Below are 12,809 nucleotides of genomic sequence, written 5' to 3'. Positions count from 1 at the left end.
TCCCTATTAAAGTCTCAGCAGAGCAGCCCCGGCTCCAGCTCGACCTCTTTCAGGTCCTGGACCGTGAGGCCGAGGTCGGCCGCGGCGCTCTCGGTCGTCTTCTCGCAGCCCGACTTGCGCCACAGCGGGCCACAGCGGTCGTCGCGGCAGTCGTTGCGCCGCGTCCCGAAGGCCACCACCCGATGCTGCGGCTGCTTGGTGACCTGGGCGTCCAGCAGGCGGCGCTCGGTCGGGCGGCCGTCGGTCATCGTCACGGCGTACCGCAGCAGTTCCTCGCCCGGCACGCCCGGCGTCTGGATCCGCTTGGCCCCGCGGGGCAGGGCAGGATCACGGACCAGACGGGTACGGAAGGGAATCATCCGCCGTTCGGTCTCCGTGCGGGTGGTGATGCGTGGCGCCACCTTGGTCACCGGCTGCGGCTCGACCGCCCGCGGCTTCACCACCGGCGGGGCCGGCTCTGCCTTCCGCTGGACCGGCGCGGCGACCCCGGCCGGTTGCCGCGGCCGGTCCGCCTCCGGCTGCTGCTGGGCCGCCGCCACCGGTTCGGGTTTCGCCGGCGCGGCGCTCGTGCTCGTCGTGTCCGGTTCGGCCGGCGTCGCCGCGGGCGGGGCCGCGAACACGGCCCGATCGTCACCGACCTGCTGAATCAGCCGGGGCTCATCCTCGGTCAACTGAGCGATCGCGGCGGTGCCCCCGCCGATCACCATGAGCACGGCGCTGACTCCCGCGGTCATCCGCACACCGAACGGCAGCCGGGCCCACCAAGACTTTCGTGGCATTTCGAGCAGATGCTGCCATGAGTCACTAGTTGTCTGGTTTTGCACCAGAGCATTGTGCCGGGTCCGGCGGCGGATTCAACTACCCCGGCGTCCCCCGAACGACGGACCGGCGAGCGCGTCACCTGGCGCCCGCCCGTCCGTTGTGCTGGCTTCCCTCAGTGGCCGCCGGCCCGCTCGGCCAGCCAGCCGGCCATCGCGCGGACGCCGAGGCCGATGGCCCGCTCGTCCGGGTCGAAGGTGCCGACGTGCGGGTAGCTGGTCATGATGCCGGCGCCCGGCGTCCGTACGCCGAGGAAGCTGTAGGTGCCGGGCATCCGGCCGAGGAACAGGCCGAAGTCCTCGCCGTTGAACGGGATCGACGCGTACAGCGTCCCGGTCCGATCCGGTCCCACCGTCCGCCGCAGGTACTGCTGAAGTCGCCGGGCGTCCCGCTCAGGGGTGGCCAGGCCGGGGAACGGAGCATCGGGAAACGCCACCGACGCCGCCCCGACCGACTCGGCCAGGCGGCCCACCGCCTCCCGCACCTCCACGTACCGGTTCAGCGGCCAGCAGCGCGACGACACCCGCACCTCGGCGCCACCCGCCGACTCGCTCGCGTCGGCCGAGGTGACCACGAAGCGTTCCAGCGGACCATGCGGCGTCTCGAGGTCGGCGACGAACCGCTCGGAATCCGCCGGCGTCAGCGGCCGGGCCACCGTACCCAGGGCGTTGATGCCGTCGGCGAGCCGCTCGGCCCGGGCCAGGGCGTCCGGGCCGGTGAGGCTGACGCTCCCCCGGTCCAGGCCCGGCATCCCCTTACCCGGCATCACCATGATCCTCCCGACCGGCCACGGTCCGCAGTGCAGCGCGTGGATCTCGGCCGGCCGCACCCGGTCGAACACCCCGTCGGCCAGCATCGCGGCCGCCCCGGCGAGCGCCTCCTCGGCGGGCTGGAAGACGAACATCACCCGGCCGGCCAGCCGTTCCCGCAGCCGGGCCAGGACCACCGCCACCCCGACGCCGATCGTCGTGTGCAGGTCGTGGCCGCACACGTGAGCCGTGTCCGGGCCACCGCCGAGCTGGCCGTTCGGCAGCACCGCGTCCATGTCGGCGCGATAGGCCACCGTCCGGCCCGGGCGGGCCCCGGTGAGAACACCCACGACACCGTGCCCACCGACGCCCGTGGTGACGGTCAGTCCCGCCGCCCGGAGCCACCGCGCCACCACGTCCGCGGTCCGCCGCTCCTCGCCGGCGGGCTCGGGATGCCGATGCAGGTCACGGCGTAACTCGATGAGCCGCCGATCCCATCGGGACGCCACCGCGTCGATCCTGGTGTCCGAAAACTTCTCGCCGGCCCAGGACGCACCCGGCGGGACCAGCCAGCTGCCGGCCACCCCGGCCGCCGCTCCGCCGAGCACGACCCGACGGCTCACCACACGCTTCTTCGAATCCGGCACCGTTGCCTCCCCCTGCAAGCGGCCACCGCCCCCGGCGAGCCGTCGCTCTCAGGATGGCGGCGCCGGCCTTCCGCCACAGTGGACCTACCACCACCCTTTCCCTCCTTTCCCTGCCCTTCTTTCCCTGATCAAGTGGCCGGAGCCGCCGGCGACGTACCATCTGAACCATGCCGCCCGAGCCGCTGACCGCCGAGGAAGAGGCGGTGATGCGCGCTCTGGGGCGACTGATGATGGTTCTGCCGCGAAAGCTCGACGCCGACCTCGAGCGCGGCGAGCGGATGACGCTCAGCGAATACTCCGCGCTGCGCCACCTGTCCGAGACGCCCGGCCGCCGGCTGCGGATGAGCGAGCTGGCCGGCGCCTGCGACATGTCCCTGAGCGGAATGACCCGGCTGGCCGGCAAGCTCGAGGTGCTGGGCTACGTGGAACGCGTCCGCTGCGAGCAAGACGCCCGCGGGCTCGAGGCGGTGCTGACCGACGCCGGCTTCGAGCGGCTGCGCGAGGCCTGGCCGACCCACCTGGCCAGCGTGCGCCGGCACATCTTCGACCACCTCACCGAGCTCGAGCTCAGGAAGCTGGCGGCGGCCCTGAACGGGATGGGATCGGGCTGCTCATAGCGGCGTGAGGCCGGCCGCGCCGAACGAGACCGAGAACCGCTTGCACCAGATGGTCACGCTCTCCAGCTGCTCCAGGTCGGTGCCGGCCGGGATGGCGTACGCCTGGTCCCCCCGGTTCCCCTTGAGCCGGCCCAGCTCCACCCAGTCGCCGTCATCGAAGACCCGCCACCCGGGCCGGCCCGTGCGCACCGGCTGCTCGGACAGCCAGACCCGCAGGTCAGGACCGTTCGACGTGTCGAGGCCGACCAGTTCCAGCACGTGCGAGCCGTCCGGCTCGGCGACCACCCGGGCCTGGCCGCTGGTGTCGTGTTCGTGGCTGATGAACGAGCCTTGCCGCACCACAGCCCGGCGCGCGGCCGTGGCCTCCGGGGAGGCCTCCGGGGAGGCCGCCGATGAGGCCGCCGATGAGGCCGCCGATGAGGCCGCCGATGAGGCCGCCGATGAGGCCGCCGATTCCTGAGGCGCCGGCACGGCGGCCAGCGTCTCCTTCACCTCGTGATCGGTGACCAGCTTCCAGGGCTGGAACAGGTAGAGGCCGGCCCCGACGAGAACCGCCAGGGCCGCCGCCAGGGGCCAGCGGACTGCACGCATGCTCATGGGCACCAGTACATCCCGCTCAAAGCGTGGAAACCCTTACCGATCGGTGACGGCGCTAGATCATGGCCGGAACCGGACAGGATCAGGCGGCCAGACCCGCGCCGAGATCGAACTCGTTGCCCTCCGGGTCGGCGAACGTGATCCACTCGGTGCCGTACTCGGCGTGCTCGGACCGCTTCACCGCGCCCAGGCCGGCCACCCGGTCCGCCTCGGTCCGCCAGTCCGGGCCGCTCAGGTCCAGGTGCAGCCGGTTCTTGCCGGCCTTGCTCTCCGGCACCTTGAGGAACATCAGCGCCGGCCCGCCGTCCTGCGACTGCTTGCCGATGGTGGCGAAGAACTCGTTCGCGCCCGGGTCGACCGGGCGACTCAGCACCCGAGACCAGAAACCGGCCAGCTCGGCCGCGTTCGCGCTGTCGATGACGATCTGTTCGATGCGCAGCATCAGTTGTCTCCCTCGTTCTCGTTTTCCTCGCGGAGCGGCCAATAGATCTCGGTCCGCCACCGGGCCGGGTCGCCCGTGTCGGCCGGAGTCACCAGATAGACCTCGCGGATCGGGCCGTCCGCGGCCGTCCCGCCGCTCAGCGCATGCTGCCCCAGCAGGCCGTACGTGAGGTCCAGGTCGTCGAACGCGCCTGCGTGCAGGGCCATCGCGAAGCGGCCGGCCGGGACCGCGCCGAGCCCGATCCGGTCGTCGTCCGGCAACGGCCCGCCGGTCGGGCGGCCGCTCACCGGCACGTAGGCGGTCACCCGGCCGCCGCCGTCCTCGAACCAGCCCGATCCGTAGAGCGCGGCGCCCGGGCCCACCGGCTCGGCGTGCAGCCGGGAGAGCTCGGCGAACAGCCGGGGAAAGGTCTCGGCGCAGTACGCGGTGATCTCGGTCCGGTCGATCACCGCGCTCGTGCCCACCGCCGCCAGCGCCGGCAACTCCCGGAGCCGCACCACGGCCGGGGCCGGGCCGGCCGCCATCAAGGCCCGCAGCGACGCCACCGCCGTGGCCGTCTCGGTCAGCTCGCGGTGCAGCCGGTCCAGATGCGCGGCGATCCCCGCCTCCCGATCGTCACCCGCGGTGGACAGCACAGCCCGGATCTCGGCCGGCGGCATCCGCACGTCCCGCAGCCGGCGCGCCAGATGCGCCGCGGCCACCTGCTCGGGCGTGTACCGCCGGTACCCGGTGGCCGGATCGACCTCGGCCGGCACCAGCACCCCCACCTCGTGGTAGTGGTGCAGCGTCTTGACCGGCAGATGGGTGAGGCGGCTGAACTCACCGATCGTGATCGTGGCGGGCATACGGATCACTCTGCACTCTCCGGCCGCCGGAGGGTCAAGCTTGTCCGGCCGCACTACCGTGCACACATGGCCCTGACCTACGTGCGTGCCGTCGGATCCGCCCTCGCCGAGGGAGCCCTGACCGCCGCCTGGGTGGCCGCCGGCGAGCTGCCGGTCCGGCCGCGGCGGCTGGCCCGGGCCGGCGCGATCGCCTCGGTCGTCTCGATCGGCCTGGCCGCCGGCGTCCGCAACGCCGCCTCCACCGCCGCGCCCGCCACCACCACCGCTCACGCGCTTGCCGGCGCCGATGCCCCCGCCGACGCCGATGCCCCCGCCGACGACGCTGCTCCCGACGGCGGCGCTGCTCCCGACGGCGACATGGCGGATGACCGGCCCGAGCCGATGGACCCCCGGCGGCTCGCCGTGACCCTGGTCCTGGGCGGGCTGAGCATCGGCATGCTGGTCAGCCGCCGCCACCTGGAGAAGCGCTGGCTGGCCCGGCTGGAGGCGAACGGCCACGAGCACCCCCACCGGGCGCTGGCGTTGCGGCTCGGCCTGCTCTCGGTCGCCGCCACGCTGCCCGGCCGCCTGCGGGCCGCGCGTGACGCCCAACGCAAGTCCGTTGACCTCGATCGGGGTTGAGGTTCTAGCGTCGGGGGGTGATTCTCCGCCGCCCCTACGCCCTGACCACGATCGGTTCGTGGAGCCTGGTCTTCCTGGCCGCCTTCGAGTCCCTGGCGGTCACCACGATCATGCCTGTGGTCACGGCCGACCTGAACGGACGTGCGCTCTACTCGCTGGCGTTCTCGGCCGTGATGGCCGCCTCGGTGATCGCGATGGTCGCCTCCGGCGCCTGGGCCGACGGCCGCGGACCGGCGAAGCCTCTGCTCACCGCGATCGCCCTGTTCGCCGCCGGGCTGGCCGTGGCCGGGCTGGCCCCGACCATGGGCGTCTTCGTCGCCGGCCGCTTCCTCCAGGGCCTGGGCGCCGGCGGCATCACCGTCTCCCTGTACGTGCTGATCGCCAAGCTCTACCCCGCCGACCTGCACATCAAGATCTTCGGGGCGTTCGCCTCGGCCTGGGTGCTGCCGTCGATCGTCGGCCCGTTCGTCGCCGGCGTGGTGGCCGACGCCCTGAGCTGGCACTGGGTCTTCCTCGGCGTGCTCGCCCTGGTGGCCGTCGCCACCGTGCTGGTCCTGCCCGCCTTGCGCAACGCTCCCTCCTCGTCGGTCGGCTCCTTCCTCGATCCCGCTCGCATCCGCGCGGCGGTCCTGCTCGCCGCCGCCGTCGTGGGCCTCAGTTACACCGCCGACCTCAACCTGCGCCTGGCCTGGGCCGTCGCCCCGGTCGCGGTGGCCGTGATCGTGGTCGCGGCGAAGGGCCTCGTCCCACCCGGGACCTACCGCGCCCGACGCGGCCTGCCCGCCGCCGTCCTGCTCTGCGGCGCCGCCGGTGCGGTGTTCTTCGGCACCGAGGTCTACCTTCCTCTGCTGCTCCAGGATCGGTACGGCCTGCCCGCCTGGCTCTCTGGCGTCACGCTGACCGCCGCGGCGGTGTCGTGGGCGCTGGCCTCGGCCGTGCAGGCCCGGGTCGGTGACCGGCTGCGCCCCGTGGTCGCCCTGCGTGCCGGCGCCGTCCTGCTCGCCGCCGGCGCCGCCACCGAACTGATCACCGCCGGCCTGCACCTGCCACCGGCCATGGTGGCGGTCGGCTGGTTCCTGGGCGGCTTCGGCATGGGCACCCTCTATCCGCAGATCAGCACGCTCGTCCTCGCGTACTCAGAACCCGGTCGTGAGGGTTTCAACACCGCGGCCAAGAGCATCACGGACGCGGTCGGCGGCAGCACCAGCCTCGCCCTCACCGGCCTGCTCTTCGCGACCGTGACGAGCGCCCCCTTCGTCGGTGTTCTCGTCTTCACCAGCGCCATCGGGCTGACCGTGATGGCGCTGGCCGGCCGGGCGGGCAGTCAGGACAGGTCGACCGCCACGATCTCGAGCTGATCCATCGACTCCTGCATGCCACCCTCCATGCCGGACTCGATCACCGCGTCACGGTCGACCTTGTCGTTGTACTCGCACAGCATCTCCAGGTGGGTGCGCCCGTCCTTCTCGGTGAACGTCACCGTGACCAGGCCGGCGTGGCCGTCCGGGTCGGGGATGCCCTCGTACGCCTCGGTGTTGACCAGCCGCGAGGGCGCGTCGATCTCGCGGAACTCCCCGTGGAAGGCCACCTCGAAGCCGGCGCCGGCATCCATCACGTACCGCCACTTGCCGCCGACCCGCAGGTCGATCTCGGCGCTGGTCACGTTGCCGCGCTGCCCCGCCCACCACCGCTTGACCAGGTCGGGCGTGGTGTAGGCCTTCCACACCAGGTGACGCGGCGCGTTGAACTCGCGCGTGATCAGGATCTGGTTGTCGGCCGGAAGCGTCACCTTGGCCGTACCGCTAGTCGTCGTTGTCATCGTCTTCCTCCTTGAGCTCATCGAGCACCTGCTCCAACAGATCGAACCGCTCGTCCCACATCTGCTCGTAACGCCGGAGCCAGTCGTGGATAGGTTTGAGCGGCTCGGAGTTCAGTCGATACATCCGCTGCCGCCCTTCGTCGCGAACCCGCACGAGATCTACCTCCCGCAGGACGCGCAGGTGCTTCGACACCTGCGGCTGAGCCAGCCCGAGCAGCGTGACCAGGTCGTTGACGGGCATCTCCCGCTGAGCCAGCAGATCAAGAATCTGCCGCCGCCGGGGTTCAGCAACCGCGTTGAACGCATCTGTGGTGGTAGCCGCTCGTGCCATGGGGAAATCATATTCCCATAACGGAATACGTCAAGCCCCTTCCTGGATCAAGGTCAAGATCAGGTCGTAGCGGGGTGGGTGGTGCCGACCGCTGCTCCCGCCGAGGTCGGTCCGGCGACCGCACGCTCCGCTTCCGCGGCCGCCTCCCTGCAACGTGCGTAAGTGGTCCCGCCCGCCGCTGACGCGGCCCACCCCGGTCGTGCTCGAGGGACCCGTACGTCGTTCAGCGGGGGCCGAGGGCGGCCGCGATGGTGAGGCGGTAGAGGCGGGCGGGGCGGCCCTTGGGGTGGGGCTGGGTGCTGCCCTCGTCGATGGCCAGGTCGGACTCGACCAGCTTGCGCATCAGGCGGCGGCCGCTCGGGTCGGTGATGCCGAGGGCGCGGGCCAGGTCGCTGGGTGACAGGGTGCGGTCGCCGAGGGAACGCTCCAGGGCCGCGAGGCGGGACAGGGTCGCCGCGCTGAGGCCGACGCGGCCGGCCAGGTCGTCGAGGTTGCCGTGGTCGCGGTAGGTGTAGGCGAGGCGGGACGACGACGTTCCCATCGGGCCGAGCACCACGCCCTCCTCGGTCATCAGGTAGGCGCGCGGTTCGGGGTCACGCTCGGCGAACGAGGCGGCCTTCTCGGCCAGTTCCACGCACGACCTGGCCGAGGCGCCGATGCCGAAACCCGCCGCGACGCGTACGCCGAGACGTTCCCTCGCCTCGGCCAGCACCGGCAGGCCGGTCCACTGGTGGGTCACCGACTCGAACAGGGACGCCGGCGCGAACACGACGACGCCACGCCGGCCGCGCTCGCCGGTCCACGCGTCGGCGAACTCGGGCGCGTTGACCAGCAGGTTGAGCAGGCCGATCCGGGCCCGGTCGGAGTCGCCGCCGGGGGCCGAGGCGAGGAACAGGCCGGCCGCGAACCGGCCCCGGTCGGCGCGCAGCGACCGGATGCGCAGGGCGAGCTCGTGCAGGTCGGCGCGAATGGTCCCGGCGGTGGCCAGCGCGTTCAGCACGTGGACCGACCCGTCGAGGGCGGCGCTGACCGCGGTGCGCACGCTGATCACGTACGAAGCCCGGGTTCGCTCGACGTGCGACCGGTGGAACGCCACCACGTCGTCGGTGCTCTGCGACGGGTCGAACGGCAGCCGCGCGATCTCGGCCGCGGGCAGCCCCAGCGCGGCCGCGACCTCGTCCACCGTCTCGTCGGTGAAGGTGTCCACGCTGACCGGGGTGGCCGGCCGGCCCTCGCCGCGCGCCCGCGCCCAGGCCAGCGCCAGGTCGAGCGCGGCCGGCCGGGTCACCATCACCGGCAGGTCGGCGGGCAGCAGATCACGGGCCCGGGCATGGGGTACGAGCCCGAGCAGCACGCCGTCCGGACGGTGCGCCGCGAGCATGCCGGCGACCAGGTCGCGGATCTCGTCCTCGTGGTCGTACGTGGCCCAGGCCAGCGTCACCCCGCCGAGCGTCGCGGCGGCCTCGGCGAACCGCGCCCGATGCCCGGAATGCAGCACCACCCCGATGAGCACACTCAACTCCGCATCGATAGGGGATCGAGCCTTGACTATGACTTGGCCATTGAGGACAGTAGCCGAATCAACGAGCCACTTACGAACCTAGTCCCGAAATCCTAGGTGTTGCCTATACGCGCTCAGAGCAGCTCTGAGCGCGTATGGGCAACACCCGCGCTGGGAGGCTCCGTCATGAAGCGACTTGTCCCGTTCGTGCTTGCCGGTCTGCTGGTCGGCGCCTGCGCCCCGTCCACCTCGGCGCCCACCGACGCTCCGTCGGACGGCGGCGAACGTACCGGAACGCTCAAGGTCTGGCTCTTCGACGAGCCCAACCGCGCGCCGAAGGAGAAGGTCGTCCAGGAGGCGATCGCCGAGTTCGTCGCCGGCCACGCGGGCGCCACGGTGGACGTTCAGTACATCCCGGTGGAGACCCGCGGCGCACGGTTCAAGGGCGCGTTCAACGACCCGGCCAGCGCGCCCGACGTCGTCGAATACGGCAATACCGACCTGGCCGAGTACGCGGCCGCGGGCGGCCTGGCCGACCTCGGCCCGGCCGTGACGGCGTGGCCGGAGGGCAAGGACCTCGGCGCCGACGCCAAGGCCAGCGCCACCTACCAGAACAGGCTGCTCGGCGTGCCGTGGTACGTCGGCGTCCGCGCGCTCTACTACCGCACCGACCTCTTCACCGAGTTGAACCTGACGGCCCCCGCCAGCCAGGCCGACGTGGCGGCGGCCGGTAAGGCGATCCGGGCCCGGAAGCCGGACATGGTCGGGGTGGCCGCCGGTGGCAAGTACACGTTCGCCGCCCTGCCCTACGTGTGGGACGCGGGCGGCGACATCGCGCAGATCAACTCCGCGCCGTCCCGGGCCGGGCTGTCCGCGTACACCAGCCTGATCTCCCCGGAGATCTGCCCCGCCCAGCAGTGCGCGGACCTGACCGGCGGAAAGACCGTCGAGCTCTTCGCCGCCGGGAAGGCCGGCCTGGCCATCCTGGGCAACTTCAACCGTGGCGCCGTCGACGCCGGGGCGGTCAAGGGCAAGTACGCCGTGGTCCCGCTGCCCGGCGCCAAGCCCGGCTCGATCGCGCCCGCGTTCGCCGGTGGCAACAACCTCGGCATCATGCGGAACAGCAAGCGTCCGGCTCTCGCCGCGGACTTCCTCACCCTGCTCGCGAGCGCCAAATATCAGACCAAGATGTACGACGCGATGGGCAACCTGCCGACCCTGACGCCCGCGTTGGAGCAGGTCGCGGCCAAGGATCCGTTCCTGAAGCCGTTCACCGACACGATCAAGGCGGGTACGAAGTTCGTGCCGCTGCACCCCGGCTGGGGCAAGATCGACGCGCAGGCCGTGCTGCCGACCATGATCCAGAAGGTGGTGACCGGCAAGGCCGGCGTCGACCAGGCGACCGACGAGGCCGCCAAGCAGATCGACGCGGCCCTGAAGCCGTGACCCGGCGGTTCACGCCGCTGTGGCTGCTGCTGCCGGCGGCGGTCGTGCTGGTGCCGCTGTTCGCGTACCCCGTCTGGCAGTTGGGGTTGATCTCGGCCCTGGATTTCCGCCAGGCGCAGGTCAGCGGCGGCCGGCCGACCCGGTTCGTGGGCGGGGACAACTACGCCGCGCTGTTCACCGACCCGCGGTTCTGGTCGGTGCTGGGCGCGACGGTCGTGTTCGCCGCCGCCTGCGTGCTCGCCACGCTGGCGGTCGGCGCCGGCCTCGCGGTGCTGCTGACCAAGATCGGCCGGCTGCCGCGGCTGCTGCTGTCGCTGGCCGCGATGGCCGCCTGGGCGGTGCCGGCGATCTCCGGCTCGACCGTGTGGATGTTCCTCTTCGACACCAACCTCGGGCTGGTCAATCAGCTGCTCGGGCTCGGCGCCTACAACTGGACGTACGACCGGATGGTCGCGTTCGCGCTGGTCGGCGCCGTGGTGGTGTGGCACTCGTTCCCGTTCGTTATGGTCACCCTCTACGCCGGCATCGAGGCCATCCCGTCGTCGGTGCTGGAGGCCGCGGCGATCGACGGTGCCGGGGCGTGGCGCACGTTCTGGCAGATCATGGTCCCGATCCTGCGGCCACTGCTGGCCATCGTGGTGATCCAGTCGATCATCTGGGACTTCAAGGTCTTCACCCAGATCTACGTGATGACGGCCGGCGGTGGCATCGCCGGCCAGAACCTCACCCTCAACGTCTGGGCCTACCAGCAGGCGTTCGCGGCCGGCGAGTACGGCCTGGGCTCGGCGATCGGCGTGGTGATGATGGTGATCCTGCTCGTGATCACGCTGCTCTACCTGCGTACGCTGCGCCGTTCCGGTGAGCCGCTGTGAAGCGCTTCTTGAACCTCCTCGCCCTGGCCGTCGCGTTCGCCACGGCCTTCCCGATCCTCTGGATGGTCGTCTCGGCGCTGCCTGTGGACAACTTCCGCCGCGTCCTGACCGTCGACGATTTCGCGCTGTACTTCCTCAACAGCCTGCTGGTGGCGGTCGTCGTCGTGGTCGCCTCCGGCCTGATCGCGTTCCTGGCCGCGGTCGCCCTGTCGAGATTCAGATTCCGCTTCCGTACGACGATCCTGGTGCTGTTCCTGATCGCACAGATGGCCCCCATCGAAGCCCTGACCATCCCGCTGTTCTTCCTGGTCCGCGACCTGGGCGCGCTGAACACCCTGGGTTCCTTGATGCTCGTGCACACGGCCTTCACCCTGCCGTTCGCGATCTGGATGATGCGGGGCTTCGTCGCCGCCGTGCCCGTCGAACTGGAGGAGGCCGCGTCCCTCGACGGCGCCGGCCGCCTGACCATCCTCACCCGCGTGCTGTTCCCCCTGGTCGCGCCCGGGCTGGCCGCCACCAGCGTCTTCTCGTTCATCGCGGCCTGGAACGACTTCCTCTTCGCCCGCACCTTCATCATCAGCGCGACCGACCGCCAGACCCTGCCCCTGGCCCTGCTGATCTTCTTCAAGCCCGACGAGAACGACTGGGGCGCCATCATGGCCGCCTCCACCCTGATGACCATCCCCGTCCTGATCTTCTTCCTCCTGGTCCGCCGCCACCTGTCCCAGGGCCTCGGCGGCGCCGTCAAGGACTGACCCCCACCGCGCGGAGGTGGCGTCCCACGTCGCCGGCGTAGATCTGCCGCGACTCCCGCAGCGACAGCCTGTTGCCAACGAAGCTTGATCGAGTCGTCCTTTTAGAAACAGATCTCACAGCTGTCGTACGAACCGGGCGGCTCCCCGAACTCGAGATAGCCGCAGCAGGGGCACGGGAACCGCGTCTCGTCAGCCACGGGCCGCCCGCCGCATCGCGAACCACAGCTCACCCTGCTCGATCGCGTCGTCCAGGGCGACATGCGTGTGGCGCGCCGCCCCGAACCACTCCTTCGGCATGGTCCGCTTGCTGGTGCCCCGGAACTCGGTGCCCAGCACCGCCATCGCGAACGACTTGAGGTCGAGCGCCGAATGCGAGAACGGGCTGCGACCGGCGAACCGGACGAGATACCAGTACACGAACATGAAGTCGAACGCCGCCGGGTAGCCGACGAACACCGGCTTGCCCGGCAACCCTTCCAGCCAAGCGCGGTAGTCACCCATGGCCTCGGCCGGATCCCGGGGGTCGACCCGGCACGCCCGCCACGCCTCCGGCTGCCCGTCCCACCACGCCATGGTGTCCGGATCCGGGACTGCGTCCGGCAGCGTCGCGAGGTTCGCGGTGAGCGTACCCACCATCGCCCCGCTGCCGTTGAACGCCGCCGAGGCGAAGCTCAACATCGAGTTGCGCCCCGGAATCGGGCCGTCCGTCTCGATGTCGGTGCTCACGTAGATCTCTGCCATGCCCGGA

At 71.4% G+C, this 12,809-nt stretch carries 16 protein-coding genes; 6 read left to right on the top strand and 10 right to left on the bottom strand.

Features of this window, described 5'->3' with window-relative positions; genetic code table 11:
• Nucleotides 1-14: 14 nt before the first annotated feature.
• Together AB0O15_RS05150 and AB0O15_RS05145 are read right to left on the bottom strand one after the other, a co-directional pair.
• Nucleotides 15-779 (bottom strand): G5 domain-containing protein, encoded by a 765-nt coding sequence (locus AB0O15_RS05150; protein WP_364314228.1) that lies wholly within the window; start codon nt 777-779, stop codon nt 15-17.
• A gap of 155 nt (nt 780-934) precedes the next feature.
• Nucleotides 935-2,191, bottom strand: coding sequence for an amidohydrolase (locus tag AB0O15_RS05145; protein WP_364314226.1), 1,257 nt, complete (start codon nt 2,189-2,191; stop codon nt 935-937).
• A 191-nt stretch (nt 2,192-2,382) separates the two neighbouring features.
• Between AB0O15_RS05145 and AB0O15_RS05140 the strand changes: the two genes are divergently transcribed.
• A complete protein-coding gene (locus AB0O15_RS05140) occupies nt 2,383-2,832 on the top strand; it encodes a MarR family winged helix-turn-helix transcriptional regulator (protein ID WP_364314223.1) in 450 nt (149 codons plus the stop codon).
• Here AB0O15_RS05140 and AB0O15_RS05135 read toward each other — a convergent pair.
• From AB0O15_RS05135 to AB0O15_RS05125, 3 genes are all read right to left on the bottom strand, one after another.
• Nucleotides 2,827-3,429: a DM13 domain-containing protein gene (locus AB0O15_RS05135; RefSeq protein ID WP_364314220.1), complete on the bottom strand. Its 603-nt coding sequence runs from the start codon at nt 3,427-3,429 to the stop codon at nt 2,827-2,829. The two genes, AB0O15_RS05140 and AB0O15_RS05135, sit on opposite strands and share 6 nt — an antisense overlap.
• A gap of 82 nt (nt 3,430-3,511) precedes the next feature.
• Nucleotides 3,512-3,871 (bottom strand): VOC family protein, encoded by a 360-nt coding sequence (locus tag AB0O15_RS05130; protein ID WP_364314217.1) that lies wholly within the window; start codon nt 3,869-3,871, stop codon nt 3,512-3,514.
• On the bottom strand, nt 3,871-4,716 hold the full coding sequence (locus AB0O15_RS05125) for a MerR family transcriptional regulator (RefSeq protein ID WP_364314214.1): 846 nt from the start codon (nt 4,714-4,716) through the stop codon (nt 3,871-3,873). The genes AB0O15_RS05130 and AB0O15_RS05125 overlap by 1 nt, the downstream gene beginning before the upstream one ends.
• 66 nt (nt 4,717-4,782) lie before the next feature.
• Here AB0O15_RS05125 and AB0O15_RS05120 point away from each other — a divergent pair, with 66 nt between their 5' ends.
• Entirely contained in the window at nt 4,783-5,337 is a 555-nt protein-coding gene (locus tag AB0O15_RS05120) for a hypothetical protein (protein WP_364314211.1), read from the top strand.
• A 17-nt stretch (nt 5,338-5,354) separates the two neighbouring features.
• Nucleotides 5,355-6,695: an MFS transporter gene (locus AB0O15_RS05115; protein ID WP_364314208.1), complete on the top strand. Its 1,341-nt coding sequence runs from the start codon at nt 5,355-5,357 to the stop codon at nt 6,693-6,695.
• Here AB0O15_RS05115 and AB0O15_RS05110 read toward each other — a convergent pair.
• The 3 genes from AB0O15_RS05110 to AB0O15_RS05100 form a co-directional block, all read right to left on the bottom strand.
• Nucleotides 6,662-7,156 (bottom strand): SRPBCC family protein, encoded by a 495-nt coding sequence (locus tag AB0O15_RS05110; protein ID WP_364314205.1) that lies wholly within the window; start codon nt 7,154-7,156, stop codon nt 6,662-6,664. The genes AB0O15_RS05115 and AB0O15_RS05110 overlap by 34 nt on opposite strands.
• Nucleotides 7,140-7,487: a metalloregulator ArsR/SmtB family transcription factor gene (locus AB0O15_RS05105; protein ID WP_364314202.1), complete on the bottom strand. Its 348-nt coding sequence runs from the start codon at nt 7,485-7,487 to the stop codon at nt 7,140-7,142. The genes AB0O15_RS05110 and AB0O15_RS05105 overlap by 17 nt, the downstream gene beginning before the upstream one ends.
• A gap of 223 nt (nt 7,488-7,710) precedes the next feature.
• Entirely contained in the window at nt 7,711-9,000 is a 1,290-nt protein-coding gene (locus AB0O15_RS05100; protein WP_364317057.1) for a transcriptional regulator, read from the bottom strand.
• 174 nt (nt 9,001-9,174) lie between these two features.
• Between AB0O15_RS05100 and AB0O15_RS05095 the strand changes: the two genes are divergently transcribed.
• The 3 genes from AB0O15_RS05095 to AB0O15_RS05085 are packed head-to-tail and all read left to right on the top strand — an operon-like array spanning nt 9,175 to nt 12,061.
• Nucleotides 9,175-10,434 carry an extracellular solute-binding protein gene (locus tag AB0O15_RS05095; protein WP_364314200.1) on the top strand — a complete coding sequence of 420 codons (1,260 nt, stop codon included), beginning with the start codon at nt 9,175-9,177 and terminating at the stop codon, nt 10,432-10,434.
• Nucleotides 10,431-11,306 carry a sugar ABC transporter permease gene (locus AB0O15_RS05090; protein WP_364314197.1) on the top strand — a complete coding sequence of 292 codons (876 nt, stop codon included), beginning with the start codon at nt 10,431-10,433 and terminating at the stop codon, nt 11,304-11,306. The genes AB0O15_RS05095 and AB0O15_RS05090 overlap by 4 nt, the downstream gene beginning before the upstream one ends.
• Nucleotides 11,303-12,061: a carbohydrate ABC transporter permease gene (locus tag AB0O15_RS05085; protein ID WP_364314194.1), complete on the top strand. Its 759-nt coding sequence runs from the start codon at nt 11,303-11,305 to the stop codon at nt 12,059-12,061. Before AB0O15_RS05090 ends, AB0O15_RS05085 begins: the two co-directional genes overlap by 4 nt.
• A gap of 101 nt (nt 12,062-12,162) precedes the next feature.
• On the opposite strand, the gene AB0O15_RS05080 is transcribed toward AB0O15_RS05085, so the two are convergent.
• Both AB0O15_RS05080 and AB0O15_RS05075 read right to left on the bottom strand, forming a co-directional pair.
• A complete protein-coding gene (locus tag AB0O15_RS05080) occupies nt 12,163-12,321 on the bottom strand; it encodes a CPCC family cysteine-rich protein (protein ID WP_364314192.1) in 159 nt (52 codons plus the stop codon).
• On the bottom strand, nt 12,251-12,802 hold the full coding sequence (locus tag AB0O15_RS05075; RefSeq protein WP_364314190.1) for a 3'-5' exoribonuclease: 552 nt from the start codon (nt 12,800-12,802) through the stop codon (nt 12,251-12,253). The genes AB0O15_RS05080 and AB0O15_RS05075 overlap by 71 nt, the downstream gene beginning before the upstream one ends.
• Nucleotides 12,803-12,809: the final 7 nt, after the last annotated feature.

Origin of the sequence: Actinoplanes sp. NPDC089786 (genome assembly GCF_040684855.1) — a bacterium.
In the GTDB taxonomy this organism is placed as follows: Bacteria; Actinomycetota; Actinomycetes; order Mycobacteriales; family Micromonosporaceae; genus Actinoplanes.
Note: the sequence above shows the minus strand (reverse complement) of the source record. Positions and strands in the feature narration are given on the sequence as shown.